We start from the raw sequence: 26570 nt of genomic DNA, 5'->3' as shown, positions 1-26570 counted from the left end.
GTAGCAGAAGAGATTGAAATGGGCTGTTGCTTATCATGGAGGGCGCCTATAATTACCGCCCGAATTTTGTTGTTGGCAAGGAGCCTCGCGTGGCGACGGTAATTAATAACGCAATGCTCGATGCCATTTTGGCTGAAGTCAGGCCGCTGATTGGGCGCGGTAAGGTGGCGGATTATATACCGGCGCTGGCCAGCGTCAGCGGTGATAAGCTCGGCGTTGCCATCTGTACGGTGGACGGCCAGCACTACAGCGCTGGCGACGCGCACGAGCGTTTCTCTATTCAATCTATTTCGAAAGTCCTCAGTCTGGTGGTGGCGATGAACCACTATCAGGAAGAGGAGATCTGGCTGCGGGTGGGGAAAGATCCCTCCGGACAGCCTTTTAACTCGCTACTGCAGCTGGAAATTGAACAAGGCAAGCCGCGCAACCCGTTTATTAACGCCGGGGCGCTGGTGGTCTGCGATATGCTGCAAAGCCGTCTTAGCGCGCCCCGCCAGCGAATGCTGGAAATCGTACGGCGCCTCAGCGGAGTCGGCGATATCGCTTACGATCCGGTGGTTGCCCGTTCAGAGTTCGAGCATTCCGCGCGTAACGCCGCAATCGCCTGGCTGATGAAATCTTTCGGTAACTTTCATAACGATGTCGCCACGGTGCTGCAAAACTATTTCCACTACTGTTCGCTGGAGATGAGCTGCGTAGAGCTGGCGCGTACTTTTCTGTTCCTGGCCGACAGAGGTATCGCTCCGCACCTTGAGACGCAGGTTATCGCGCCGATTCAGTCACGGCAGGTTAATGCTCTGATGATGACCAGCGGCATGTACCAGAACGCCGGAGAATTTGCATGGCGCGTCGGCTTACCGGCAAAATCCGGCGTTGGCGGCGGGATTGTGGCTATTGTTCCGCAGGAGATGGCGATTGCGTTATGGAGCCCGGAGCTTGATGAAGCGGGAAACTCGCTGGCCGGAATCGCTTTACTGGAAAAACTTACCCAGAAATTGGGAAGGTCGGTGTTCTGATGGTGCCAATAGAAAACCTGTTCGCCCGCCTGCGGCGCTCTACTTTTCGCTCGCGGTTTCACCTCGGCGTTAAAGAGAGGCAGTACTGTTATGACAAGGGGGCGGAAGTTATCGACCAGCATGCGGCTGATTTTATCGCCAGGCGGCTGGCTCCTGCGCAAATTCCTAACGATGGTAAACAGACGCCGATGCGCGGGCATCCGGTGTTTATCGCGCAGCATGCGACGGCAACCTGCTGCCGCGGCTGCCTGGAAAAGTGGCATGCCATCCCCCGCGGGCGCGGGCTGAGCGAAGAAGAGCAGCGTTACGTGGTGCAGGTCATTCACCACTGGCTGGTTATTGAGATGAATACGCCGAACCGCAGCCGACCGTAATTCATCAGGCGGCGGTATATGCCTGATAATTATTCTCATGATATGATGAACTGCTAACTAATTATTAACATAATAATTACCTGAAACAATTAGACGGATAATCATGAATGTCTTCACTGTCGATTCGGTCATTCTCGCTGTTTCGTGAGGAACATCCCGTGCGCGATGCGCTGGTGTTGTTCACTTTAACGCTATTGCTGCATTTTCTGGGCGCGATGCTGCGCCTGGTGCAGGAACTGTCGTTTTTCTGGCCGCTTAATGCGGTGATGGCAGGGGTTTTTGCGCGTTATGTCTGGCTAAATCGCAGTTATTTTTATGCCGTCTGTTTTGCCGCTATGCTGGTTTATGACGGATTAACTTCGCGTTGGGGAATGGGGTTTGCCTCCTTCCTGATTAATTTCTCCAATATTGTTTTTATCGTGACCCTGGCGCAGCTTATTTTGTGGGATAAGCGCCGGACGGATTCGATGCCGGGACCGATTAACGCCCTGAGTCTGTTTTGCTACTGCCTGCTGGCGGCGCTGCTGTGCGCAGCCGTAGGCGCGCTGGGATCGGTAGACGTTGAACGCGCTACCTTTGTTTCCCAACTGGCTGACTGGTTCAGCGAACAGTTCTCGACCGCGGTGCTGATCCTGCCGTTTATTTTGACCCTGACGCTCCCTTCGGCGTTCGGGCGTTTCCGTCTGCGTCAGCTATTACCGGCCATTGCATTAGTGCTGTCGCTTGTGCTCGGGGTGGCGGTTGGCGGAGCCGGAAGCATCACGTTTCCTTTACCGGCGCTGATCTGGTGCGCGATTCGTTATCCGCTACCGCTCACCTGCCTGTTGACCTTTATTACCGGAATTAGCGAAATACTGCTGGTGGCCAACTCGCTTATCCACCTCACGACCGATGTCCGGATGCAGTCGTGGCAGCTGTTTTCAACGCGTCTGGGGATTGCCGCGATGCTGATAAGCCCAATCATCGTCGCTTCCAGCGTTGAGGCGATAAATAACCTCGTTAAACAGCTGGCGCTGCGGGCTGATTTCGACTTCCAGACTCGGGTTTATTCGCGCTCGGGGCTAAGCGAAGCCCTGAAACGTCAGACGTTCGAGGATGAAAAATGGTTGACGGTTATGGTACTGGATATCGACGGCTTTAAGCAGGTTAATGACCGCTGGGGCCATGAGTGCGGTGACAGCGTTCTGGTTCAGTTTGCGCAGCAGGTGCGCCAGCTGGTGGGCGACGAGGGGATGGTGGCTCGTATCGGCGGGGAAGAGTTTGCCGTCGCGGCGCTGAGCGCATCAGAGCAGGACGGACAGGCGCTGGCGGAAAAAATTCGCCAGGGCATTGAATCCCAGACCTTCAGCTGGGGACAAAACCACATTCAGCTGACTATCAGTATGGGGCTGGAGAGCCAACCGCTCGGCGCGGTAAGAGTCACCGATCTGTTTAATCAGCTGCTGATGGAGGCCGACGATTATATGATCCAGGCCAAGAAAGCGGGCCGCAATCGTATTTTTACGCAAAGACTGGCCTGAAGCGTGACATAAGAAAACGCGATGATAATTTTGCTTGTGTTAAATTTAAGTTAAAAACATAGTGATGTGGTCAAGCTACGGAGTTACCTATGACCACATCATTTTCTCTGCGCACGCTCTCGCGCGACGATATTCTTGAACACTTGCCACAATTAACCGACATCCTCGTCAGCTGCGTCAACGGCGGGGCATCGGTGAGTTTTATGCAGCCCTTTGCACCGGAAACCGCGACGGCATTCTGGCGGCGAATGGCGCAAAGCGTTGCCGCCGGGGAACGCGTGATCCTTGCCGCGGCGGATGCGCAGCAGCGGCTGGTTGGTACGGTGCAGCTGGTTATCGACCAGCCGGAAAACCAACCGCACCGGGCTGACGTTGCCAAGCTTCTGGTTCACCAAAATGCGCGTCGTCAGGGACTGGCAAATGCGCTGATGACCAGGCTGGAAGAGATTGCGCGCGAGCAGGGTAAAAGCGTTCTGGTGCTGGATACGGCGACCGGCAGCGGAGCGGAAAACTTCTACGTCCAGTGCGGCTGGGAAAAGGCCGGAGAAATCCCGCGCTATGCCCTGATGCCGGACGGCGAGCTGACCGCGACATCTCTGTTCTATAAATTCCTCTGATATCCCCGTCATACTGCAGGCCGCAGCGGCGGTGGCTTTCTTAGCCTGGTTATCCAGTAGCCACGCCGTTAGCTGCCGTTGCTTAATGGCGCCTGAATCCGTTGCGGATCGTCCCCGGTCATTCTGCTGAACAGGCGACTGGGGATTACCCGTTTGCCGCGAAATTTACGTCTTCAGAGTCAGCGCCAGGCGTTGTTCAACCGTTTAATGGTCTGTCCCGCAGCTGGAATTATTTTGGCTACAAATTTGATATTGCATACAGCTTTGATCAAAACAGGGTTTCACCTGGCTAAAAAGCTGATAACTTATTGGACCAATCAATCAGGTTGTATGACTACTCTATGAGGGAACCTTTGTGAAAACATTAAACCGTCGCGATTTCCCGGGCGCGCAGTACCCTGAACGCATCATTCAGTTTGGTGAAGGCAACTTCCTGCGCGCGTTTATCGACTGGCAGATCGATCTCCTTAACGAGCATACCGACCTGAATTCCGGGGTGGTGATCGTGCGTCCGATTGAGAGTGCTTTTCCGCCGTCGCTCAGCACCCAGGATGGTCTCTATACCACGATAATTCGCGGTCTGAATGAGAAGGGCGAAGCGGTCAGCGACGCGCGCCTGATTCGCTCCGTTAATCGCGAAATCAGCGCCTATGCAGATTACGCTGAGCTGCTGCGTCTGGCGCATAATCCGGATATGCGGTTTGTGTTTTCCAATACCACCGAAGCCGGGATTAGTTATCACGCGGGAGATCGTTTCGACGATGCGCCTGCGGTAAGCTATCCGGCCAAATTGACCCGCCTGCTGTTTGAACGCTACAGCCATTTTTCTGGCGCGGCGGATAAAGGTTGGGTCATCGTTCCCTGCGAGCTGATTGATTATAACGGTGAAGCGCTACGTGAACTGGTCCTGCGCTATGCGCAGGAGTGGGCGCTTCCGCAAGCCTTTATCACCTGGCTGGATGAGGCCAACGCCTTCTGCTCCACGCTGGTAGACCGGATAGTCACCGGCTATCCGCGCGATGAAGCCGCGCAGATTGAAGAACAGTTAGGCTATAAAGATGGTTTCCTCGATACCGCAGAACACTTCTACCTGTTTGTTATTCAGGGGCCAAAATCTCTGGCCACCGAGCTGCGTCTCGACAGATTCCCGCTTAACGTGCTAATCGTTGACGATATTAAGCCGTATAAAGAGCGCAAAGTGGCGATTCTGAACGGGGCGCACACCGCGCTGGTGCCGGTAGCTTTTCAGGCGGGCCTGGACACCGTGGGTGAGGCGATGAACGATGCGGAAATCTGTTCTTTTGTTGAAAAGGCGATTTATGAAGAGATTATTCCGGTACTCGATCTGCCGCGAGATGAGCTTGAATCTTTCGCCAGCGCGGTAACCGGCCGTTTCCGTAACCCGTATATCAAGCATCAGCTGCTGTCTATTGCCCTGAACGGTATGACTAAATACCGTACCCGCATTCTCCCGCAGCTGCTGGCGGGGCAGAAAAAAGAGGGCCGGCTTCCGCCGCGCCTGACCTTTGCCCTGGCGGCGTTGATTGCGTTTTATCGCGGGGAGCGTAACGGCGAGAGCTATCCGGTACAGGATGACGCCGAATGGATGGAGAGCTATCAGGCGCTGTGGGCCCGGCATCGGGATGCGCAAATCAGTACCAGCGAACTGGTAAAAGCGGTGCTGTCCGTGGAGTCCCACTGGGAGCAGGACCTGACCAAAGTCTCCGGCCTGGTGGAACAGGTGACGCTGGATCTGGACGCAATCCTGCACGACGGCATGCGCGCTGCCGTTAAGCCGTTGTGCTGATATCCTGAATCCCGCCTCTGGACGGTAGATATCAAGAGTAACCCGACATTCAGCCGGGTACTCTTTGCCCCTTAATTAGTTACAACATACTTATTTTTTTTTCCAATCACGCAGGTCTGTAAGAACCTGCCAATGGCGTCCATCAGTAAAAAAAGGGCAATTGTGAGAAAACGATGAATTGTGTCCTGGTCGCTTGAACAAATTATCTCACCGGAAAATAATGGCTTATCCAAATGAGGAGTTGGACCAATGGTCATTGAAATTCGTGAAGTGAGTCTGCAGGACAAAGCGCAGTGGCTACAGCTTTGGGAAGGCTATACCCATTTCTACGATAGCCCGCAGCTGCCGGACGTCACCGAACATACCTGGCAACGCATGCTTGATTCCGCATCGCCCGTATTAGGCCGCGTGGCCCTTGCAGATGGCAATGTGGCGGGGTTTGCGATTTGCGTGCTCCATGAAGGAACGTGGGTCAAGACGCCTGTTTGCTATCTGGAGGATCTGTTTGTCGACCCCCAGGTTCGGGGGCGGGGCATCGCCAGAACATTAATGCAGGCGCTCCAGAGGGAAGGGAAAGAGAAAGGGTGGTCGCGCATGTACTGGCATACCCGGACTGACAACCCGGCGCGACGTCTCTATGATGAATTTACGCCCGCTGATGACTATGTTCGTTACCGCGTGACGCTCTGACAGTCTGAGATTAAGAAGTTGTTAAGATTTTCCCTGTAAACCTGGGGAAACGACTCAGGAGAAATAAAATGGAAAAACGCATAGAGACGGTTGTAAATGTCATCATGTTTCTTTCGCTGTTGGCTACCGCGTGGGATCTTTCTCTGGTCCATCATCTTTCCTGGTAAATCAGACCATACGGCGTCGGTTTACGGCGCCGCCGCTAGTCAACTCCCCTCGGATTAACGACGTGCGACGATAAACAGACGCGGAAATAGTAATAATACCTTTCCGTTACACTGTAACGGATAGTGCTGTTTTAGCCGTTCCAGATAACATGCAAGAAACGTTTCACGCTGTTGTGCATCAAGCCGTTGTAAATATGGCCGCAGCCCGGTGGACTGTAGCCATTCAATAATGGCCTGATGCGATGCCAGCGGGTGATAGTAGGTTGTGCGCCAGATGTCCACCTCACAGCCGCTGGCGGTCAGAATATCGTAGTACTCCTGCGCCTGCGGTAAAGGATGCCGCCCGCTGGCAGGGTGCCCCAGTTCTTCCGCGATCTGACGCATCAGGGTATGAGAAGGCTCCTGCCAGTTATCGGGCATTTGCACAGCCAGAACGCCATTTGCCGCGAGATTGCTTATCAGACGAGGAAATAGCCGCTGATGGTTCGTTAGCCATTGCAGCGATGCATTAGCGTAAATTAAGTCAACCGGCCGCTCAGGGCGGTATTCGGCGATATCCGCTTCGATAAACCGGCAGTCCGGTAGCGTCTGTGCGGCCTCTTCGAGCATCGCGGGAGAGTTATCAACACCCATTATCGTCGCTTCAGGCCAGGCATCACGTAGCAGAGCGGTACTGTTGCCGGGACCACAGCCTAAATCAACGGCCAGGGTTACAGGATGATGGGCGACGCGGGAGAGAAGCTCGGCGGCGGGCCGCGTGCGCTCAGCGCCAAATTTCATATACAGGGAAGGATTCCAGTCTGCCATAGTGCGCTCCGATTATGAGAAACCTGCCCATCATCATAGATGGCAATGTTTATCTGGCAAAGGACGAGAGCCTTTTGTCGGGCTTTAAGTGACAACGTCACGTTTTTAGTTGAGGATTGGTCACGGCATGCCTGCCGGGTTTGGGTTAGAGTAGACGAGGTATTTATTTGCTAATGGAAATAAAATGGCTTTACTCGTTAAGGTATTGCTCGAAAACCGCCTCGGCGAGGGACAGGATAACACGCTGAAGGTCAAACCCGGTTTAAGCCTGCTTTTAGAGGATGAAACCAGCCGCGTGCTATTTGATACAGGTCCTGACGACAGCTTTATGCAAAATGCGCGGCGGATGGGCGTTTCGTTAAGCGACCTGACCGCTACGGTGCTCTCACACGGTCATTACGATCACTGCGGCGGCGTGTCATGGCTGCCGGATAATAGCCGTATTATTTGCCATCCACAGGTCGGACAAAGCCGTTACTCGGCGCTAACCGCTGTCGGGCGCAGCTGGAAAATCAAAAAGCTATCGCGAGAAATTGACTATTCCCGCCACCGCATGGAGTACAGCCGCCAGCCGCTGATAATCGGCGAACGGTTCATGTGGTCCGGTGAGATAGACGTGGCTCACCCGCGAGCATATGGCGTTCTTGAGGGGGAGCGTCAGCAGACGGATTATATTGCCGATGAAGGCGTGTTGATTTACCGCTCGCCGCGAGGATTAGTTATCATTTGCGGATGCGGGCATCGCGGACTCATCGACACCATCAGCCATTGCCAAAAGATAACCGGCGTCCGCCAGATACACGCCATAATCGGCGGCCTTCATCTGCGTACCGCGCCCCCTTGGGAGATACGTCGCCTCAAGCAGTTTTTACACCAGCAGAAAGTGGAAAAAGTGCTGGCCTGTCACTGTACTGGTTCGTGGGGGCGCTGGTGGTTGTCTGCAGATTCGGCTCCGGCAACCGGCGATACGATAGTGCTGGAATAACAGTAGATTTGATTTCTGAAATTACATATAAATAACATTTTTGCTATTTATTAAATACATTGGCTTTCTCTATACACCTTCCCCCAGGGGGAAGGTCAAATCATTATTTAGCCATACGGTGTAAATATTTATAGAGAAACTTCATTCTATTTAACTTGTGGTTTTCTGTTTGCAATATCGTTTAATTCTGCTGATGAGTGTGATTTAATTCAGCGGTCTTTTCATTGTGAATATCTCTATGACTCGGTCACTACAGGCATTTTTTAAACAAGTCACCCGGCGCCGTTTGCGGATCCGCGCCGGGCTTGTTGTCGCCTGTTGGTTACTGCTCAACCTGCAGCTGGCCGTTGCCGCGCACCACGGCGGCCAGCAGCAGCCGGTTACATCCCAGGTCCAGATTCATCATATTGTCGATGGCATGATGAGCATGCCCGGTATGGAAAACGTCGGCCAGAAAGCAATCTGCGAGAAGCACTGCGATCCGGATACCGCGCAGCCGAACCCATCTACTTCTTTACAGCTAAATGCGCTTCCTTCCGAAACCACGCTATTAGTGGTTTCCCCGCAGCAGGAGAACTGCGCTGAACGTATGGACTGGCACACGCCGCCGGTCACCGGTCCGCCGGCTGAAATACGCTTCTGTCGTTTCAGAGAATAAAACGCCGTTAAAAACATTCATCAGACCTGCCCGGTTTGCGGGCGACTTTATGTTTTTTTCGGAGATTTTATTATGCGTTCGACCTCTATTTTTCTGCTTATTACCAGCCTTCTGACCTTTGCCTTCGCTTCATTTAACGCCAGCGCTGAAGATGGCGCTATGCATCACCATAATATGTCCAGCATGGCAGCAATGCCGGAAATGAATCAGCCGGATGATTCCGCCACGCTTTATTCGGCCAGCGGCGTGATTAAGGCCTGGCGCGATAATGCTGTCGTAATTGCCCACGATCCGATAGCCCGGCTGAGCTGGCCGGCGATGACTATGAGTTTTGCGCTCGGTAATAACCAGGAGAGAAAGCTGGCGGTAGGGCAAAAGGTCGATTTTACCTTCCGCCAGACGGATTCCGGCTACGCGCTCGTTTCTATAACCGCGCAATAACTCCGGAGTCATTATGCACATTTTAAACAAGGCGGCCTGCGGGCTGCCGCTCTTGCTGTCGCTGGTTTCCACCCACGGTTGGGCGACAACGTTGGCTGAGGCCTTGTCGGCTGCGGAAAGCTATTCTGCCGAGCTCTCCGCCAACGACCATCAGGTTAATGCATTAAAAAACATGGCGGACTCCGCTATGCAGCTGCCCGATCCGAAGCTGAAATTTGGTATCGAAAACGTCCCTCTGGGTGGGAATAACGCCAGACGCCTGACCCGCGAGGGAATGACCATGCAACGGGTTGGCGTGATGCAGGACTATGTCAGCAGCACCAAGCGCGAACGTAAGGCCGACTCGATAACCGCCGAGGCGCGCCGTACAGCCGCCAGTACCGATGTTATTCGCGCCCGATTACAGCGGGAAACCGCCCAGGCGTGGCTGGCGCTGGCGGTGGCGCAGAAATCGCTGCGTTCGGTACAGGCGTTGATTAGCGAAACCTCCCGACACATCGGCGTACAGACGGCGGGCATCAGCAGCGCCAGCGCCAGTCCCGGCAGCGTGCTTGACGTTCAGCTGGCGCTGAATGCCATGAAAAATGAACAGGATAATGCCCGCCGCGATGTTCAGGTCGCTCAGGCGCGTCTGATGCAGCTTACCGGTAAGGATGTCGAGGATATCTCCGGACCGCTGCCGCGAATTGAACGTTTGCCGGCCGACGAAGCCGCCTTGATTGAGGGAATAAAGCTACATCCGGAAGTGATTCAGGCCGCGCGCGAGGCGGATCTGGCAAAAGCGAAATCAGGCCAGTCGGCGGTGGCGGCGATCCCGGACGTTGGCGTCGAGGTCTATTACGCCAGGCGCGGGGATGATTACGACGACATGGTCGGGGTCATGTTTACCGTCGATATGCCCGTTTTTCAGGGCAAACGTCAGGATAAAGACCACGCGGCCGATGTTTCACGTAGCTATGAAGCTAACGATCGGCTGACGTTATTGATGCGCGAGCATCAGGCGCAGCAGTATCAGCTGATCTCGCAATATAACGCCGCGAAAGCCATTTATGACCGCCAGCAGGACGAGGTTCTGCCGCTGCTGCGCAAAAAGGTGAGCCTCGTCAACGCCCAGTATCGTGCCGGCAGCTCTGCTCTGGCGGAGCTGCTCTCTGCCCGCCGCGACCTGCTGAGCGGAGAAATTGCCCGCAACAATGCTGAAAAAGCCCTCGCCGACGCGTGGGTCGCCATTCGCTACCTTATTCCACAGGATGTTAAATAATGAAGCTTAAAACTGCTTTTTCCCTTGTGGTGCTGGCTGTCGCCCTTGCCGCCGCGGGCGGATACTGGCTGGGCACGCGCCATGCATCGACGCTCTCCGCTGGCGAAGCGCAGGCGGAACCCGGCGGCAAAGTGCTGTACTGGTACGATCCGATGGTCCCCGGCACCCGTTTTGATAAACCGGGAAAATCGCCGTTTATGGATATGGAGCTGGTGCCGCGCTACGCCGATGAAGGCGCGAACGACGATGCCGGGGGCGTACAAATTAGCGCCCGTCAGCAGCAAAATCTGGGCGTACGCACCGCCGAGGTCACCCGGCAGACGCTGGCGCAGACGGTCAGCGCTTTTGGCACCGTCGCCGCAGACGAGCGTCAAGTAGAAACGGTTCCGGCGCTGGCCAACGGCCTGATTGAGAAACTTTACGTTAACGCTTCTCAGCAATTTGTGAAAAAGAATGAGGCGCTGGCAGAACTATGGCTCCCGCAGTGGGCGGCGGCGCAGCAGGAGTATCTGGCGGTGAGGGGGCTGGGCGATAGCGGGCTGACCGCCGCCGCCCGCGCCCGTCTGCAGCTGCAGTTTATGCCGGAGTCGATTATCCGCAGCGTCGAGCGTAGCGGTAAACCACAAACTCGTATGACGGTGCGCGCCCCTCATGACGGCTATGTCAGTAAGCTGGACGTGCGTACCGGCGCGCAGGTGACGGCTACCCAGCCGCTGTTCGAGCTGGCCAGCCTCGATCCGGTATGGATAGTGATTGATTATCCGCAAAGCCAGGCCAGCCTGCTGCACGTAGGCAGTCCCGTGACGGCGACCACCAGCAGCTGGCCGGGTAGCGAATTTCAGGGGACCGTCAGCGAGCTGCTTGCCGATCTCGACGCGACAACTCGTACGCTAAAAGCCCGCGTGGTGCTGAATAATCCGCAGCATCAGCTCAGGCCAGGGATGTATTTGAACGTGCAGCTGGCTGAGGCAGGCCAGAGGAATTCGGTTCTGACCATTCCGGAAGAGGCGCTGATCGCGACGGGTGCCAGCAATCGCGTGCTGATTGCTGACGGTGCGGGCTATTTCCGTCCGGTTGAAGTGGTCGCAGGGCGTACGCAAAATGGCCTGGTCGAGATTAAATCCGGGCTTGAAGAGGGCCAGAAGGTGGTGACTTCTGGACAGTTCCTGATTGACTCTGAAGCCAGCCTGCGCAGCGCGCTGCCGCAAATCGCCGGCCAGCAAGAAGAGATAAAAAGCTACTCGGCCCATGGCGTCATTAAGGCGGTGAGCGATGAGGCGGTGACCATCGCGCATCAGCCGGTCCCGGAGCTGAAGTGGCCGGCAATGATCATGGACTTCGCCATTAGCTCGCAGCAGCGGCAACAAATGCGACCCGGGGAGTCGGTCATGTTTAGTTTCGTCCTGACCGACGAAGGGGCGCGCGTCACCTCTGTAGTGCCGATGAACGGCGCTAAGGAGCAGCCATGATTGCCGCCGTTATCCGCTGGTCGTTGCGCAACCGCCTGCTGGTGCTGTTGGCAACGCTAATTATGGCCGCCTGGGGCGTCTGGTCGATACAGCAGGCGCCGCTCGATGCGCTGCCGGATCTCTCCGATACCCAGGTGATTATTCGCGTGAGCTATCCGGGCAAAGCGCCGCAGATTGTTGAAGATCAGGTGACCTACCCGCTAACCACTACCATGCTGTCGGTGCCGGGGGCAAAAACCGTGCGCGGCTTTTCCATGTTCGGCGATTCCTACGTTTACGTACTGTTCGATGACGATACCGACCCTTACTGGGCGCGCTCCCGGGTGCTGGAGTACCTGAGTCAGATCCAGAGCAGCCTGCCGCCGGAGGCGAAAGCTTCGCTGGGCCCGGATGCCACCGGCGTCGGCTGGGTGTTTGAATATGTGCTCACTGATAAAAGCGGCCAGCATAGCCTCGGCGACCTGCGGGCGATTCAGGACTGGATCCTCAAATATGAACTGAAAACCGTGGCGGATGTTTCAGAGGTCGCCAGCGTCGGCGGGATGGTGAAAGAGTATCAGATTGTCCTTAATCCTGACCGGCTGCGGGCGCTGAACGTGACTCACGAACAGGTGATTAGCGCGATTCAGAGCGCTAACCAGGAAGGGGGCGGCTCGGTGCTTGAGCTGGGCGAAGCCGAATATATGGTGCGCACCACCGGCTACCTGAAGTCTATTGAGGACTTTAATCAGGTCGTTATCGCTGCGCGCAGCGGCGTGCCGGTACTGCTTTCCGATGTCGCCAGCGTGCGACGCGGCCCGGCAATCCGGCGCGGCGTCGCCGAGCTGAACGGCGAAGGAGAAGTGGCGGGTGGGATTATCATTATGCGCTCGGGTAAAAACGCCCTGACCACGATTAATGCGGTGAAGACCAAACTGGCGGAAGTGCAAAAAAGTCTGCCCGCCGGGGTAGAGATTGTCCCGGTCTATGACCGTTCGCAGCTGATAAAAAACTCGGTCGAAACCCTGAGTCATAAACTTATTGAGGAGTTTATCGTCGTTGCGGTGGTCTGCTCGCTATTTCTGTTCCACTTCCGCAGCGCGCTGGTGGCGATGATCACGCTGCCGCTGGGTATCCTCGGCGCCTTTATCGTGATGCACTATCAGGGCGTCAGCGCCAATATGATGTCGCTCGGCGGGATTGCGATTGCCATCGGGGCGATGGTCGATGCGGCGATCGTGATGATTGAAAATATGCACAAGGTACTGGAGCAGTGGCGGCATGAGCATCCCGAGCGCCAGCCATCCTCCGCCGATTACTGGCAGATAACCCAGCACGCGGCGTCGGAAGTGGGGCCCGCGCTGTTTTGCAGCCTGCTGATTATCACCCTGTCGTTTATCCCGGTCTTCACCCTTGAAGCGCAGGAAGGCAAGATGTTCTCGCCGCTGGCCTTCACCAAAACCTGGTCGATGGCGGTGGCCGCTGGTCTTGGAATTACGCTGGTTCCAGTACTGATGGGCTACTTTATTCGCGGAAAAATTCCCGATGAAACCGCCAATCCCCTTAACCGCTGGCTGATTCGCGCCTACGAACCGCTGCTGGATAAGGTTCTGCAGTGGCCGAAGGCGACGTTGGCGGCGGCAGGCCTGCTGCTGGTCGCCACGCTGTGGCCGCTGGCGCAGCTCGGCAGCGAATTTTTGCCGCAAATTGACGAAGGCGACCTGCTGTATATGCCGTCCACGCTACCAGGGATCTCCAGCCGTGAAGCCGGACGTCTGCTGCAGCAGACCGATCGTCTGATTAAGACCATCCCTGAAGTACAAAGCGTGTTCGGTAAGGCCGGGCGGGCGGAGAGCGCCACCGACCCGGCACCGCTGACGATGCTGGAAACCACCATCAGGTTCAAACCGAAAAGTCAATGGCGGCCCGGCATGACCATGGATAAGCTTATCAGCGAACTGGACAATGCGGTGAAAGTGCCGGGGATTGCCAACGTCTGGGTACCGCCGATTCGTAACCGCCTGGATATGCTGGCGACCGGTATCAAAAGCCCGGTCGGCATCAAAGTGAACGGTAACAATCTGGCGGAGATTGAAAAAACCGCCGGGGAAATTGAACGTATCGTGCGTAACGTACCGGGCGTGACGTCGGCGCTGGCGGAACGTCTCGATGGCGGCCGCTATATTGATATCACTATCGATCGGGTGAAAGCCGCTCGTTACGGCGTGTCGGTGAAGGAACTGCAGTCGGTAGTCGCCAGCGTCGTCGGCGGCGATAACATTGGCGAAACCATTGAGGGGCGCGAACGCTACCCGATAAGCGTTCGCTATCCGCGCGAAATGCGCGATTCGCTGCAAAAGCTGCGTGAACTGCCGGTGGTGACCAGCAGCGGGGCGCAGGTGGCGCTGTCCGAGCTGGCGGATATCGCCATTACCGACGGCCCGCCGATGCTTAAAAGCGAAAATGCGCGCCTGTCTGACTGGATCTACGTGGATATTCGCGGGCGCGACCTGAAGTCCGCGGTTGATGAAATGCAGAGCGAAGTCAACAAACAGGTCAAGCTGCCGGAAGGTATCTCACTGACTTGGTCAGGGCAGTATGAGTACCTGGAACGCGCGACGGCGAAGCTGAAAATCGTACTGCCGTTCACCCTGCTGATTATCTTTATTCTGCTTTACGTCACCTTCAGTGGGGTTAAAGACGCGCTGTTGATTATGGGCACTTTGCCGTTTTCGCTGGTAGGCGGCGTCTGGCTGCTCTGGCTGCTGGACTATAACCTGTCGGTGGCTGCCGCCGTTGGCTTTATTGCGCTCGCCGGCGTGGCGGCGGAGTTTGGGGTCATCATGGTGCTCTATTTAAACCAGGCGATTGCCAAACGCCGAGGACAGCTGGATGAGCGGGTTCTCAACGAGGCGATTCATGAAGGGGCGGTGCTGCGCGTGCGTCCGAAAGTGATGACCGTCGCGACGATTATGGCGGGTCTGTTGCCAATTATGTGGGGCGGCGGCACCGGTTCAGAGGTGATGCAGCGTATTGCCGCGCCGATGATCGGCGGAATGATCACCGCGCCGCTGCTGTCGATGCTGGTGATCCCGGCAGTCTACCTGTTGACGCACCGCAACAAGCGTTAATACTTACTGAATACCCGGGCCCGACGGCTCGGGTAAAACTCAGTCGGTATTTTTGAGATCTTCCGCGCGTTTAGCGGTGGCATAGACAAAATCCAGCATCGGTTCGAGATCGGTGTCGTAGCCGGCCTGAATGATTTTCCCGCGCAGCCATTCGATTTCGCTGGTGATATCCGGGTGGAATATATTGTTGTCCTGAGCTCTGCGTAGCCACTTTAGCAGGAAGTTATTTTTCCCGCGAACACCGCCCGATTTCTTCGATTTTGCATGTATTTTCAGCGCCACCAGAATGCAGTAATAGAAATGTACGCGCTGATTAAAACTTTGGTGCATGTCTTTGTATCCCGCCAGAATCAGGTTGCGGACGGGCATGAACCTTAAATATGAGGTCTCTGATATTCACCCGTACCACCATCGCGCCGCTTGCCGGACGCCGGGGCGATGGTGGCATGGAAGCCGAATTGCAGTCAAATATTGATTAGTTTTTTACCAATATTTTGCGTCAAACCTCGCTTGAAGAATGCGGCTGAGGTTAGCTGTAAATCCGCCTAATCAAGAGCTGCCGCCAGCGCAGGGAGAGCAGAGGTAGCTGGGCAAGGCGTACGCAACAGAGTATAAAATTGGTTAACTGAACATGGACAATGACAGGAGAGAGTATGGAATACGATTTAGCCGGAATGGATGTATTGTTTATCGCGGGCTTTGGGCCGATCGCGCAGTCCACTGCAGCCAGCCGGGAATTTTATGCCGCTGCGCTGGGTCTCCCGCTAAAACCAATGCCCGGCAATGAAGAGTATCTGCTGACCGAACATGGTGCGCTCGACGGGGTCAAACATTTTGCCCTGTGGCCTCTGGCTCAGGCGGCACGCTCCTGTTTTGACGCTGATATCTGGCCCGATTATTTGCCGGTGCCTCAGGCATGGATCGAGTTTGAAGTGCGCGATATCGACTCGGCAACCGATGTGCTGAAAGCCAGAGGCTATCGCCTGCTGGTGGATAATCGGATGGAGCCATGGGGACAAACCGTTACGCGACTGCTTAGCCCGGAAGGTTTGCTGGCAGGAATTACCGTAACCCCGTGGCTGCGTGAGGGTTAAGCATAAGGGCAAAGGGGACGGGAAGGCTATCGCAGTCCCCTCCTGGCGCAGATGAGAGGCGTCTTAAAATATCCTCTCCCGGTGGTGAGGAGAGGCGCTTAAGGCCAGCTTCTGTTTTGCAGAACCACACGATAGCCATCGTGGTCGATAAACGTTTTACCGCTTACGTTCCAGTACGGATTAAATGCGCTGACCGACAAAAAACCGGCGGTCAGCATTCTCTCACACTGTTCCTGCCATTCAGCGATTTGCGGGTAATAGAGCACCAGCAAATCTTCTTCGCTCGGGGTGGGGGTCACCGGATGATGATGACAGAGGGTGAATTCAAGGTGCCAGCCGAGATCGCGGCGGCCCACCATAACTCCGCTAAAGCCATCATGATCGACAAACTGTGCAATTTGTTCCAGGCCCAGCCCGTCGCAGTACATTTTGCTACTGAGTAGAGGATCGGTGACCGGTCTGGCGATGCGCATTTGGTGAGTTGTCATAAAAACCTGCATTGATAGTCGTTAGGCTGAATGACTGTATCCGGTTTTGCGACGGGCGTTTGTCGTGAAGAGCTCTCCGAACCCGTATATTCTTCACGTAATTCTGTTCCCGGTCATCGATAACCGCTTTTTTGTACCAATATCCTGCAGTTGAATATAAAAAGCGTGCTATTTATTTTCGCAGATAAATAAAAATAACTGCTCTTTTTTTGTGCTGAACTTAAACGAATCATAAACGAGAGTTTTAGGTGAGATAGGACTTTTCTCGTGTAACACAATGTTTCTAATGTTGAGGAAAGGTGTTTTCATGCAAAATGAAAACAACATATCCATGTAAATCATATGGATATATTATTGCCATAACCAAAAAGAACGGTTTCAGCGATCAATTTAATATTTATTGATAAGCGTTAGCGATTAAATATTTGTCATTGATCGTTGGTTTCGATGTATGTATCGTTTTGCACGTATTTCACAGGTAGCACAAAATTATTAGATCTCATTTGCGAAAAATAATGATGCAGATTGCTTTTTAATTAGATGACGCAATTTACTTGTTTTGAAAATTATATCGCATGTAGATCGGTGCTGCTTATTGATGCCTGATAATCGTGGTGAAATATATAAACGACTATGACTTCTCTCAGGTTATTTCCTGAATGTGTAGTATGGGCCTGGTGCCTTTTTTAATTTCCACCATTATTCATAAATGGAGTTTTTTATGAGCATTAAACGCGTTTTTCTTTCTGCTGCCATTTCCTGTGCCTTAGTTTCAGGCGGCGTCATGGCGGCCGAGTCCGGTACTGTGAGCTTCAGTGGACTGATTACCGGCGCCACCTGTGATGTCAACATCGGTGGTGCTGGCGCAAATGCGGCAGTAGTGCTGCCAACCGTAAGCGCAAATACGCTTGATGGCGCCACTAAAACAAATGGTAAAACTCGTTTCAGCTTTGAGCTGAGCGGCTGTACTGGCGCATTAACTCAGGCAAAAGCTTTTTTTGAAGGTGGTAATACCGTAGATAGCGCCACCGGTCGTCTGATTAATACTGATGCTACCGGTGCAGAGAATGTTTCCCTGCAACTGCGCGATGGCCAAAATAATAGCGTGATTAATGTCGGTGATGCCGTACAGTCTGCCCCCTCTGCTATTGGATATGTTGATATCTCTTCAGGTACCGCTTCACTTCCGTACTACGTGGAATATTACGCTGAAGATGCCGCAGTAGCCGGTACCGTCGCCTCTCAGGTGACCTATAGCCTCATCTATAAGTAATGTTTCTCCGGGAAGGGAATTTATTCTCTTCCCGATTATTTCTGGAGACATCACATGGATGTTAGGAAACTTATTTTCTCGCCGGTTGCGGCAGCTTGTCTTATTAGTTCATTGTGTTCTTTTCAGGTTCAGGCCGGGGTCGTTATTAATGGTACTCGTGTGATATATCCCGGCAATGAAAAAGAAATTACCGTTCAGGTTAGTAATAACGGCCAGCGCCCGGTTCTGGTTCAGAGTTGGCTGGATTCCGGCGATAGCGGGGCGACCCCGGATGAAATTACCACCCCCTTTATTTTAACGCCGCCAATCAATCGTCTTGATGCAGGCAAGGCCCAGTCTTTACGCATAAGCGGCGTGAGTACATCTGCACTGCCGCAGGATCGTGAATCTCTGTTCTGGCTTAACGTGCTGGAAATTCCCGGGCGTCCCGGCAGCGAGATGAAAAATGAAAACTATTTGCAGCTGGCGGTGCGCTCGCGCATCAAGTTGTTCTGGCGTCCCGCTGCGCTGAGAGAGGGCGCAGCCGGTGCGCCGCAGGCGCTGGGCTGGTCCGTCACGGAACAGGGGCTGAAAGCGATTAATCCAACGCCGTACTTTATTTCACTCGCGACCATCACCGTGGGAGGAAAGACCATGGATGTGGATATGGTCGACCCGTTCAGTCACCGTACTTTCCCTCACGTGAAAGCCTCCCGGGGGAGCACGGTACAGGCCGAATGGATTGATGATTACGGTGCCATTCGTTCACAGAATTTTACCGTTAAGTAGCTCGTTCGATATCTGTCTGTCCTGGAGAAGTCATCATGCAGGGAATTGCACTGCCCGGTAAAGCGGCGCTGCTGTCCGTTTCTGTATTATCTGCCCTTGCGCTTAACGCTGCGGCTGAAGAAAACGCTGAAATTAATTTTGACCCTTCATTCCTGCGTCTGGGCAAGGGGCCTGCGCCAGATTTAACGCGTTTTACTCATGGCGCCAGCCTGTCACCCGGAACGCACCGTCTGCGGATACTGTTCAACGAACAGCCGATAGTGAACCAGGATGTCCTTTATGTCGCCGAAGGGACTGGTTCTACACCTTGTCTGACCTCTGAACTGATTACTCAGCTGCCGCTTCGCCACAATATGCTGTCTGACAGGGCGTGGAGCGCTGAGGGTGGCGAGTGTAACGATCTGTCGGCGCTAATCCCCGGGGCGACGGTAACCACGGACAGTAACGCGCAGACGCTCAGTATCAAGGTGCCGCAGATCTGGGAAAATCGCAGCGCCCGGGACACGGTTCCGTCCGCTTTGTGGGACAGCGGTATTCCCGCAGCGCTACTGGGCTATAGCGTTAGCGCATATAGCAGTGACAACAACGGCTATAGCCATGACAGTCTCTATGCCAGCATTAATGGCGGCATTAACGTTAGCAGCTGGTATCTGCGTCACAACGGCAACTGGAGCCGGGATAACCATGGCGGCAGCCGTTATCAGACGCAGAATACCTATATTCAGCGCGACCTTCCTTCTCTGAAGGGGCGTGTCTCTTTCGGCCAAATTAACACTTCGGGACAGCTTTTCGACACGCTGGCGTTTTCAGGCTTAAAGCTGGAGAGCGATGAGCGTATGGAGCCGCTCTCCCGTCGCGGCTACGCGCCGGAAATTCGCGGAATTGCCCGGACCAGCGCCCGGGTAGCTGTCCGCCAAAACGGCAGCCTGATTTATGAAACTACCGTCAGCCCTGGGGCATTTGTGATAGACGATCTCTATCCCACCGGCTATGGCGGCGATCTGCACGTAACCGTTTATGAGGCTGACGGGAGCGAACAGCATTTTCAGGTGCCATTTGCTTCCGTCACGCAGCTATTACGTCCGGGACAGTCGCGGTATGAACTGGCGATTGGCGAACTCAATAACCGCTCGCTGCCCGCCGATCCTTCACTCTGGCAGGGGACCTGGCAGCAGGGCCTAACCAACTGGCTTACGGTTTATGGCGGAATACAGGCCAGCGATCGCTATCGGGCGGGCCAGGGCGGGATCGGTATTGCGACCCCCGCAGGTGCGGTGAGCGCTGATGTAACCCATGCCCGCACGGAGTTAGCGAATCGCGGCCAGGGAGACGAGACGCGCAGCGGCGAGAGCTATCGGCTCAGCTACAGCAAAAATATCAGCGAAACGGCCAGTAATTTTTCACTGGCAGCCTACCGTTTCTCCACCAGCGGATATATGGACTATCTGACTGCGATGCAGACGCGGGAGGCGATTTTTCAGGGGGAGCGCGCTGATAGCGTCCGCCGCAACAAAAGCCGCTATACGCTGACGGCCAGTCAGGGATTGCCGGACGGGTGGGGCCAGTTTTACCTGAGTTCATCGGTACAGAACTACTGGAACGCCAGTGGTACCGACAAACAGTATCAGTTTGGCTACAGCAGCAACTATGGTCGATTCAGCTATGGGGTAAACGCTGGTCGCAGCTGGAGCGCCTATGGTCGTTCCCAGGACACCCTTTCCGTTAACCTCAGTTTCCCGTTAGGCAGCGCCCGGCGGGCTCCAGTCGCCCGACTTAGCTATGACCATACCCGTCATGGTGAGAATAGCGTGCGAACCGGTATTAATGGCTCCCTGGGCGAAGATAATCGCTTTAGCTATGGCCTGTCCGGCACGACAAGCAGCCAGGGGATAGGCAGCAGCGCGGCCGCGAGTGCTCAATATCAGGCGAATTTTGCGTCGCTCAATGCGGCGCTCGGCAGCGGGCGAAATTACCGTAGCGTGTCTGGTGGGGTAAGCGGAACCCTAATCGGCCACAGCGGTGGTGTCACGCTGAGTCCGTATCAGGGCGATACCTTCGCTCTGGTAGAGGCTAAAGGCGCCGAGGGCGCTGGCGTCAATGGCTATAGCGGCATTCAGGTTGATAGCCGGGGCTATGCGGCGGTGCCGTATCTCAGCCCCTATCAGCTGAACGATATTCGACTCGATCCTAAGGGCACCGCCAGCGGCGTGGAACTGGATAGCACCTCGCAAAAAGTCGCACCGCTTGACGGCGCGGTAGTGAAGGTCAGCTATCGGGCACGTCAGGGGTATCCGTTATTGATTACCGTGACAGGGGCAACCCCTTCGCTGCCTTTCGGTACGGAGGTCCATGATGCTGCCGGACGCGCGGTGGGGTATGTGGGCCAGGGTGGACAAATCTATGCTCGGGTGGAGCAGGTGAGTGGAGTATTAACCGTTCGTGCCGATGGAAAGTCCTGTCGACTGCCTTATGCCCTGGCGCAAGCAAAAGCGGCGGTGCTGGAAGAGATCTCTCTACGTTGTGAATATCCTTGAGGGAATAGATTATATGTTATTTAAAATTAGCAAAAAAAATAGCCTGTCGGTCAGTGTACTTTCGGGGCTGGGTTTCTTTTTTTCTGTTACTACGGATGCCAAAGCGGCCTGCATAATAACCAGTACGCCACTCCCGCCAGTGCTGCAAACGTATCCATTACCCATTAGCCGTATATCGCCAAACGTACATAACAATAATGTTTTATTAAGCGTGAAGAAGTACTTTGACAGCGCAGCGGTGAAATGCGCTACCGGCACTATTTACTGGACTTATAAAATTGAAAATACATCCGGTACTACCGGTGTTTTTATTGATGGTTCTCCTGTTTATAAAACCAATATTGAAGGGCTTGGAGTTTATTATACTAATGTAAAATCAAACGGTATGCAGGTTGAATCAACAAATGCCGGGGTAGTATTAGTTCCTCAAGTCGATATGAACTTGATAAAATTAAATAACGCAACGGTTAGCGGAGTTTTAGATGCATCGACGCTGCCGGTTGTGAGTTTTTACGCCACTGAATCCAGCAGCGGTGTTTTTAACAGCAGCGCGGTGCAGATTACTAAAATGACGTTCAGCGGCACCGTGAGTTATGTGGTACCCAGCTGTAGCGCACAGGATAAAGATATCTGGCTGGGCGAGTATACTACCGGCGATTTCACTGGCACTTCGGCGACGCCGTGGGTCGATGCCAGTATTGTTCTGACCTGCGATACGGTTTTCCGCAATGCCTATAACAACGTTTCAGAGTTCTTTATTACAGGCAATATTACTACTACCACCAGACCAGATAATTATTATTCGGTATCACTGGATTCCGTTAATGGCTTTATTGACAGTTCCCGAGGCATTATGGCGCTGGACAGCGGCGGCGCCTCAGGGCTTGGGGTGCAGATTTCCCGTACTCAGTCTGAACAGGAATGGTCTTCTCTGGCATGGATAGATGAAAATAAAGCGGCAGCAAATACAATTAAGATCCCGCTCTATGCGCGTTATATCCAGACTGAAAGCAACGTCACCGCGGGTCAGGCAAACAGCAAACTTCTGTATACCGTTCAGTATAAATAACCACTTTTCCAGGAAGGTAATATGCAGACAGAAAGGGAAGTAAGCCCGCTGGTACTGATTGGTCTGAAATTTATGGAACGCAAACTTGATAAGTATTTCCGTGGCAGAGCATTTGTTTATCTACCGGCGATGCGTTTACAGTCAGAATGCTGTTGCCACTTAACGCGTAAATATATCGTTATAGGTGTTTCACCTCCGGCGGAGAATATTTTTCTGAAGCGCCATATCAGCCTCGATGACTCTCTTGAAACTATTATTAAAAAGTTGAATTTTTATCGCAGCAGCCGTCAGCAGGATACCTGTGAGTTTTGCCATTTCATACAGGGTTTGAAAACAGATGATCAACGCGTTTTCGATGCGCTATCCGAAAGCAATAATTATCGAATAGCTGCCCGGCAGCTCAATATTCAGGAAAAGCGCCTGCGCCGAAAAGTTTATACCTTCACGCAAAAGATGAGTATTCCAAATCGTCGCTGGTTTCTCTGGTGGATTACCTATATGAGCCGGAGTCACCCCAATTTTTTTCATGTGAGTGCGGATTAATGGCAGCATTTTATCCGGGGGCAGTAATTGCCAGCGGCCGCTGCTATGGCTATCTGCATTAACGCTGGGTCAGCGTCTGGCAGCCGCGGGTTTGTATTCATCGCAGACGCTAGTCAAGCGTAAAAATAAGTAAGAATGGAGTTTTTGTCTGAATTTATGATGATTGTGATAATTCTCATAAATTAATAATAATCCTGCCGCCGCCTGTAGTTATTGCACGCTTAATATGTTTCATTGTTACCGATAACAAACACCCCTGATTTGAACGCTGACGAAAATTTTTTGCCAGCAAATGTTACCGGTAACTAAGGAGGAAAAATGGCATTAAGAACAGCAATTATAGGGTGCGGAAAAGTGGGGCATTTCCATGCCAGAGGCTTTGCTCAGCTGGAAAACTCGCTATTTTGCGCCGTGTTTGACCGTGATATCAGGCGTGCGGAAGCTTTCGCCAGTGAGTATGGCGTCAGGGCATACGACGATATCGCGGAGATGATAAAAAGCGAAAAAATCGATGTAGTCAGTATCTGTACGCCGCACCCGGTTCATGCGGCGGTGGCTATTGAAGCTGCGCAGAATGGTTGTCATATCCTGGTTGAGAAACCGTTGGCCAGTAATCTGAAAGATTGCGATGCGATATTGAAAGCGGCGGCTGAAAATAACGTTAAAGTGGGAACTGTCTGCCAGCGTCGTTTTTATCGGCCATGCATGAGAATAAAGCAGGCTATAGATAGCGGTAAACTGGGGCGTCCGGTTTTAGGCACCGTAAATATGCTGGGCTGGCGCGATAAATCTTATTACGAGAGCGATCCCTGGCGTGGTACCTGGGAAGGTGAAGGTGGCGGCGTTCTGGTTAACCAGGCTCCTCATCAGATTGATCTTCTGCTCTGGTATATGGGCGACATTGAAGAAGTTTATGGTCTCTGGCGTAACCTTAATCATCCGTATATTGAAGTGGAAGATACGGCTGTCGCCGTCATTAAATTTAAAAACGGCGGTATTGGCAACGTCCTGGTGAGCAACTCACAGAATCCTGCGCTCTATGGAAAAGTGCATATTCATGGTGAAAACGGTTCAACGGTAGGTGTACAAACCGACGGGGGAGCCATGTTTATTGCCGGTGTTTCGTCAATTACCGAACCGCCCTATAACGATATCTGGACTATTCCACAGGAGGCTGAACAGCTCGCGCAGTGGCAAAGCGAAGATCGTGATTTTTTCAATAGTCAGGATTCAATGTACTACTACCATCAGGTACAGATTGACGACTTCATTAATTCCATTATCACCGGGAAACCTTCACTCATTGACGGGATGGCCGGCAGAAAAACCGTCGAGCTTATTGAAGCTATATACCGGAGTACCGAAAGCGGGCAGCCCATAAAATTTCCTTTATGATCTGAGGCACGCATGAAGACTGGTTTTAATCAGGCGACATCAATGCACTGTTCAACGCTGGAAAAAGATGTGCAGCTTTGTGAAGCTCAGGGATTTGATTTTATCGAGTTCAGACTTGATAAGCTCAAGGAGTATTTTGCGAAGAACAGTATTGATGATTTAAAAGCGCTCCTGGCGGGTAAGAGAATTAAACCCCACGCGTTCAATGCGTTGTATACCTGGGATGAGTTGTTCCTCGAACCTGACAGCATTAAAGATGCTCAGTTGCTTGACGATTTTAAATGGGGTCTTGAGATAGCCAAAGAGATTGGCTCACAGGATTTCATTATCGTTCCGCCACTACAACGCGACCCCAACGGGGGCCCCTATAACGGTACCGAGCAACAAACACATGAGAACTGCGTCAGAATTCTGAATAAGCTGGGCGCAATTGCTGAGGCCTATCATGTTCGGCTCTGCTTTGAAATTGTGGGCTTTAACCGCAGTTCAGTGCGTAGCGTAGAGCAGGCATGGAAAATCATTCAGGAGGTCAACAGAGAGAATGTCGGCCTGGTGCTGGATGCTTACAACCTGTATCTGTATGAGCAGCTGAATGATTTTTCGGTCATTAAGCAGATAGACCCTAAAAAGATATTCTGTGTGCATATTAATAATTGTGACGACACGGATGGCGCACCGGCCACGCAGGAAAAAAGATGTTTCTGCGATGCCGGAGTAATAAATATCAATAACTTTCTTCAGAATTTAAAAGAGGTGGGTTACGACGGTATTATCTCTGTGGAAATATTCAGGCCGGAATATTGGCAAAAGCCCGCAGAATGGGTTATTTCCTCGGCATGGAAAACAACTAAAAAAGTAATGGAAATTAATAGGATCTGATTGCCGGTCAACGCACCGGCGTCTTGTAATATCTAAGGAAGCACAAATGAAAGCAACAAGATCAAGATTTTTTGTTCTACTACTGCTATTTATTGTCACTGCGATTAACTATATGGACAGGGCGAATCTGTCGGTAGCAGGAACCAGTATTCAGGGGGAGTTTGACCTCTCTCCGGCGCACTTAGGGCTATTATTCTCCATGTTCACCTGGACCTATGTGCTAAGCCAAATTCCGGTGGGCTATATTCTTGACCGTATCGGCGTGAGAAAGCTCTACGGCGCTGCGGTTATTATCTGGAGTATTTTCACCTGTTTAATGGGGCTGGCGTCGCACCACCTTTTCACTACCGCTGCGGCATCATTTGCGTTTCTTTTGCTGTGTCGTGCCCTTATCGGTATTGCTGAAGCCCCCTCATTTCCGGCCAATGCCAAGATTATTTCAACATGGTTTCCAACCCAGGAGCGAGCCAGCGCCACGGCGGTATATGCCTGCGCCCAGTATATCGGATTGGCTCTGCTCACTCCTGTGCTGGCGTTTATTGTTGCCAACTACGGTTGGGAGATGTCGTTCTATGCCTCCGGCGGCGTAGGGATCGTTTTTGGAACCTACTGGCTGTTCAAATACCGTGACCCGCTGGACAACAAAGCGACCAATGCCGCAGAGCTTGAGCATATCCGCAAGGGCGGTGGCCTGGGCCAGATGTCTGCTGATAAAAAAGTCGTGAATGAAAAAGTTGAATGGAGCGATGTGGCCCATGTTTTAAAGCAGCGTAATATCTGGGGGCTGTTTATTGCTCAGTTTGCAATGAACTCAACGCTTTATTTCTTTCTGACATGGTTCATTGTATATCTGGAGAAAGGTCTGAATTTGTCTATCTCCAAAGCGGGTATTGGCGCAGCCTTCCCCTATATGATGGCGATGCTCGGCCTGCTGTGCAGCGGTTTTGTCAGCGATGCGCTGATGAAAAGAGGTATTTCCCGCACGGTATCGCGTAAGCTTCCGGCTATTCTTGGGTTGGGACTGGCGGGCACGATGTGCTTTGTCAATTTCTTTGAGGACAAGCCGGTTATTGCGATTGCGATTCTGTCATTTGCTTTTTTTGCCAACGCTTTCTCGAATATTGGCTGGGTTATCTTAAGCGATATTGTCCCATCGAAAGTCATCGGTACCGTAGGGGGATTCTTTAACGTTTCCGGCAACCTTGCGGGGATCGCAACTCCTATCATCATGGGCGTTATCCTGCAGACAACGAACAGTTTCGCTTACGCGATGTACTATATCTCCTTTGTTTCCGTACTCGGCGCGTTGTCCCATATCTTCATCATCAGAAAACTCGACACGATCCAACTGCCGGGAAGCGGTAAAAAAGTTGAAGAGGCCCAGGCCAGTTAATCTTGCCAGGATTTGCGGAGTTATTTCCGGCTAGCCGTAGCAAAGGGGCGTGACTGACGCCCCTTATTACTGTGGTTTTCTTCTGAAGCGAATCCCGCCTTTTTTATCAATACGCGACTATTTGAGCTTTAACCAAGCGCTAAAATATCCCGGCCCATGATCTCCGACCTGCGCTTCACTCCATACTTCGTCCTTCAGCGAAGCATTGCTGA

General features: G+C 53.0%; 24 protein-coding genes. 21 read left to right on the top strand and 3 right to left on the bottom strand.

The annotated features are described in order from the left end of the window. Positions 1-89: 89 nt before the first annotated feature. The 6 genes from glsB (at position 90) to GJ746_RS13320 (ending at position 6024) form a co-directional block, all read left to right on the top strand. Entirely contained in the window at positions 90-1016 is a 927-nt protein-coding gene (glsB, locus tag GJ746_RS13345; RefSeq protein WP_154680643.1) for a glutaminase B, read from the top strand. Then, positions 1016-1390, top strand: a complete 375-nt coding sequence (locus GJ746_RS13340) for a DUF4186 domain-containing protein (RefSeq protein ID WP_154680642.1) — start codon at positions 1016-1018, stop codon at positions 1388-1390. The genes glsB and GJ746_RS13340 overlap by 1 nt, the downstream gene beginning before the upstream one ends. A gap of 107 nt (positions 1391-1497) precedes the next feature. Then, positions 1498-2910 (top strand): GGDEF domain-containing protein, encoded by a 1413-nt coding sequence (locus tag GJ746_RS13335; protein ID WP_195908735.1) that lies wholly within the window; start codon positions 1498-1500, stop codon positions 2908-2910. 89 nt (positions 2911-2999) lie between these two features. Further along, positions 3000-3527 (top strand): GNAT family N-acetyltransferase, encoded by a 528-nt coding sequence (locus GJ746_RS13330; RefSeq protein ID WP_154680641.1) that lies wholly within the window; start codon positions 3000-3002, stop codon positions 3525-3527. A gap of 355 nt (positions 3528-3882) precedes the next feature. Then, on the top strand, positions 3883-5334 hold the full coding sequence (locus GJ746_RS13325; protein WP_154680640.1) for a tagaturonate reductase: 1452 nt from the start codon (positions 3883-3885) through the stop codon (positions 5332-5334). A gap of 249 nt (positions 5335-5583) precedes the next feature. Beyond that, positions 5584-6024: a GNAT family N-acetyltransferase gene (locus GJ746_RS13320; RefSeq protein WP_154680639.1), complete on the top strand. Its 441-nt coding sequence runs from the start codon at positions 5584-5586 to the stop codon at positions 6022-6024. 221 nt (positions 6025-6245) lie between these two features. Here GJ746_RS13320 and tam read toward each other — a convergent pair whose 3' ends face one another. Beyond that, complete coding sequence (gene tam / locus GJ746_RS13310; RefSeq protein WP_154680637.1) at positions 6246-6998, bottom strand: trans-aconitate 2-methyltransferase; 753 nt, start codon at positions 6996-6998, stop codon at positions 6246-6248. A 184-nt stretch (positions 6999-7182) separates the two neighbouring features. Here tam and GJ746_RS13305 point away from each other — a divergent pair, with 184 nt between their 5' ends. From GJ746_RS13305 to GJ746_RS13280, 6 genes are all read left to right on the top strand, one after another. Further along, complete coding sequence (locus GJ746_RS13305; protein ID WP_154680636.1) at positions 7183-7983, top strand: MBL fold metallo-hydrolase; 801 nt, start codon at positions 7183-7185, stop codon at positions 7981-7983. 238 nt (positions 7984-8221) lie between these two features. Then, positions 8222-8641 (top strand): hypothetical protein, encoded by a 420-nt coding sequence (locus GJ746_RS13300; RefSeq protein WP_154680635.1) that lies wholly within the window; start codon positions 8222-8224, stop codon positions 8639-8641. A gap of 72 nt (positions 8642-8713) precedes the next feature. Then, positions 8714-9082 (top strand): copper-binding protein, encoded by a 369-nt coding sequence (locus GJ746_RS13295; RefSeq protein ID WP_154680634.1) that lies wholly within the window; start codon positions 8714-8716, stop codon positions 9080-9082. Positions 9083-9095: 13 nt separating this feature from the next. Then, positions 9096-10343 carry a TolC family protein gene (locus tag GJ746_RS13290; protein WP_154680633.1) on the top strand — a complete coding sequence of 416 codons (1248 nt, stop codon included), beginning with the start codon at positions 9096-9098 and terminating at the stop codon, positions 10341-10343. Then, positions 10343-11812, top strand: a complete 1470-nt coding sequence (locus GJ746_RS13285) for an efflux RND transporter periplasmic adaptor subunit (protein ID WP_154680632.1) — start codon at positions 10343-10345, stop codon at positions 11810-11812. Before GJ746_RS13290 ends, GJ746_RS13285 begins: the two co-directional genes overlap by 1 nt. Then, positions 11809-14922 (top strand): efflux RND transporter permease subunit, encoded by a 3114-nt coding sequence (locus tag GJ746_RS13280; protein ID WP_154680631.1) that lies wholly within the window; start codon positions 11809-11811, stop codon positions 14920-14922. The genes GJ746_RS13285 and GJ746_RS13280 overlap by 4 nt, the downstream gene beginning before the upstream one ends. Before the next feature lie 39 nt (positions 14923-14961). On the opposite strand, the gene GJ746_RS13275 is transcribed toward GJ746_RS13280, so the two are convergent. Further along, positions 14962-15252 (bottom strand): hypothetical protein, encoded by a 291-nt coding sequence (locus GJ746_RS13275; RefSeq protein WP_154680630.1) that lies wholly within the window; start codon positions 15250-15252, stop codon positions 14962-14964. Between the two features lie 323 nt (positions 15253-15575). On the opposite strand from GJ746_RS13275, the gene GJ746_RS13270 reads away from it, so the two are divergent. Further along, positions 15576-16016, top strand: coding sequence for a VOC family protein (locus GJ746_RS13270; protein ID WP_154680629.1), 441 nt, complete (start codon positions 15576-15578; stop codon positions 16014-16016). A gap of 98 nt (positions 16017-16114) precedes the next feature. Here GJ746_RS13270 and GJ746_RS13265 read toward each other — a convergent pair whose 3' ends face one another. Beyond that, positions 16115-16504 (bottom strand): VOC family protein, encoded by a 390-nt coding sequence (locus GJ746_RS13265; protein ID WP_154680628.1) that lies wholly within the window; start codon positions 16502-16504, stop codon positions 16115-16117. A 721-nt stretch (positions 16505-17225) separates the two neighbouring features. On the opposite strand from GJ746_RS13265, the gene GJ746_RS13260 reads away from it, so the two are divergent. From GJ746_RS13260 to GJ746_RS13225, 8 genes are all read left to right on the top strand, one after another. Continuing rightward, positions 17226-17777 carry a fimbrial protein gene (locus GJ746_RS13260; RefSeq protein WP_154680627.1) on the top strand — a complete coding sequence of 184 codons (552 nt, stop codon included), beginning with the start codon at positions 17226-17228 and terminating at the stop codon, positions 17775-17777. Positions 17778-17831: 54 nt separating this feature from the next. Next, complete coding sequence (locus GJ746_RS13255) at positions 17832-18545, top strand: molecular chaperone (protein ID WP_154680626.1); 714 nt, start codon at positions 17832-17834, stop codon at positions 18543-18545. Between the two features lie 35 nt (positions 18546-18580). Further along, positions 18581-21079, top strand: coding sequence for a fimbria/pilus outer membrane usher protein (locus GJ746_RS13250; protein ID WP_154680625.1), 2499 nt, complete (start codon positions 18581-18583; stop codon positions 21077-21079). A 13-nt stretch (positions 21080-21092) separates the two neighbouring features. Beyond that, positions 21093-22148: a fimbrial protein gene (locus GJ746_RS13245; RefSeq protein ID WP_154680624.1), complete on the top strand. Its 1056-nt coding sequence runs from the start codon at positions 21093-21095 to the stop codon at positions 22146-22148. Positions 22149-22169: 21 nt separating this feature from the next. Then, on the top strand, positions 22170-22691 hold the full coding sequence (locus tag GJ746_RS13240) for a hypothetical protein (protein ID WP_154680623.1): 522 nt from the start codon (positions 22170-22172) through the stop codon (positions 22689-22691). A gap of 318 nt (positions 22692-23009) precedes the next feature. Next, complete coding sequence (locus tag GJ746_RS13235; RefSeq protein WP_154680622.1) at positions 23010-24086, top strand: Gfo/Idh/MocA family protein; 1077 nt, start codon at positions 23010-23012, stop codon at positions 24084-24086. 12 nt (positions 24087-24098) lie between these two features. Next, positions 24099-24965, top strand: coding sequence for a sugar phosphate isomerase/epimerase family protein (locus GJ746_RS13230; protein ID WP_154680621.1), 867 nt, complete (start codon positions 24099-24101; stop codon positions 24963-24965). Between the two features lie 46 nt (positions 24966-25011). After that, a complete protein-coding gene (locus GJ746_RS13225) occupies positions 25012-26358 on the top strand; it encodes an MFS transporter (RefSeq protein WP_154680620.1) in 1347 nt (448 codons plus the stop codon). Positions 26359-26570: the final 212 nt, after the last annotated feature.

Source organism: Klebsiella oxytoca (genome assembly GCF_009707385.1).
Taxonomy (GTDB): Bacteria; Pseudomonadota; Gammaproteobacteria; order Enterobacterales; family Enterobacteriaceae; genus Klebsiella; species Klebsiella oxytoca_C.
Note: the sequence above shows the minus strand (reverse complement) of the source record. Positions and strands in the feature narration are given on the sequence as shown.

What these genes read in the sequence shown, in the direction of transcription:
- GJ746_RS13340 (WP_154680642.1), top strand. Translation starts at nt 1,016, where the DNA reads ATGGTGCCAATAGAAAACCTGTTCGCCCGCCTGCGGCGCTCTACTTTT.
- GJ746_RS13335 (WP_195908735.1), top strand. Translation starts at nt 1,498, where the DNA reads ATGTCTTCACTGTCGATTCGGTCATTCTCGCTGTTTCGTGAGGAACAT.
- GJ746_RS13330 (WP_154680641.1), top strand. Translation starts at nt 3,000, where the DNA reads ATGACCACATCATTTTCTCTGCGCACGCTCTCGCGCGACGATATTCTT.
- GJ746_RS13320 (WP_154680639.1), top strand. Translation starts at nt 5,584, where the DNA reads ATGGTCATTGAAATTCGTGAAGTGAGTCTGCAGGACAAAGCGCAGTGG.
- tam (WP_154680637.1), bottom strand. Translation starts at nt 6,998, where the DNA reads ATGGCAGACTGGAATCCTTCCCTGTATATGAAATTTGGCGCTGAGCGC.
- GJ746_RS13305 (WP_154680636.1), top strand. Translation starts at nt 7,183, where the DNA reads ATGGCTTTACTCGTTAAGGTATTGCTCGAAAACCGCCTCGGCGAGGGA.
- GJ746_RS13300 (WP_154680635.1), top strand. Translation starts at nt 8,222, where the DNA reads ATGACTCGGTCACTACAGGCATTTTTTAAACAAGTCACCCGGCGCCGT.
- GJ746_RS13295 (WP_154680634.1), top strand. Translation starts at nt 8,714, where the DNA reads ATGCGTTCGACCTCTATTTTTCTGCTTATTACCAGCCTTCTGACCTTT.
- GJ746_RS13290 (WP_154680633.1), top strand. Translation starts at nt 9,096, where the DNA reads ATGCACATTTTAAACAAGGCGGCCTGCGGGCTGCCGCTCTTGCTGTCG.
- GJ746_RS13285 (WP_154680632.1), top strand. Translation starts at nt 10,343, where the DNA reads ATGAAGCTTAAAACTGCTTTTTCCCTTGTGGTGCTGGCTGTCGCCCTT.
- GJ746_RS13280 (WP_154680631.1), top strand. Translation starts at nt 11,809, where the DNA reads ATGATTGCCGCCGTTATCCGCTGGTCGTTGCGCAACCGCCTGCTGGTG.
- GJ746_RS13275 (WP_154680630.1), bottom strand. Translation starts at nt 15,252, where the DNA reads ATGCACCAAAGTTTTAATCAGCGCGTACATTTCTATTACTGCATTCTG.
- GJ746_RS13270 (WP_154680629.1), top strand. Translation starts at nt 15,576, where the DNA reads ATGGAATACGATTTAGCCGGAATGGATGTATTGTTTATCGCGGGCTTT.
- GJ746_RS13265 (WP_154680628.1), bottom strand. Translation starts at nt 16,504, where the DNA reads ATGACAACTCACCAAATGCGCATCGCCAGACCGGTCACCGATCCTCTA.
- GJ746_RS13260 (WP_154680627.1), top strand. Translation starts at nt 17,226, where the DNA reads ATGAGCATTAAACGCGTTTTTCTTTCTGCTGCCATTTCCTGTGCCTTA.
- GJ746_RS13255 (WP_154680626.1), top strand. Translation starts at nt 17,832, where the DNA reads ATGGATGTTAGGAAACTTATTTTCTCGCCGGTTGCGGCAGCTTGTCTT.
- GJ746_RS13250 (WP_154680625.1), top strand. Translation starts at nt 18,581, where the DNA reads ATGCAGGGAATTGCACTGCCCGGTAAAGCGGCGCTGCTGTCCGTTTCT.
- GJ746_RS13245 (WP_154680624.1), top strand. Translation starts at nt 21,093, where the DNA reads ATGTTATTTAAAATTAGCAAAAAAAATAGCCTGTCGGTCAGTGTACTT.
- GJ746_RS13240 (WP_154680623.1), top strand. Translation starts at nt 22,170, where the DNA reads ATGCAGACAGAAAGGGAAGTAAGCCCGCTGGTACTGATTGGTCTGAAA.
- GJ746_RS13235 (WP_154680622.1), top strand. Translation starts at nt 23,010, where the DNA reads ATGGCATTAAGAACAGCAATTATAGGGTGCGGAAAAGTGGGGCATTTC.
- GJ746_RS13230 (WP_154680621.1), top strand. Translation starts at nt 24,099, where the DNA reads ATGAAGACTGGTTTTAATCAGGCGACATCAATGCACTGTTCAACGCTG.
- GJ746_RS13225 (WP_154680620.1), top strand. Translation starts at nt 25,012, where the DNA reads ATGAAAGCAACAAGATCAAGATTTTTTGTTCTACTACTGCTATTTATT.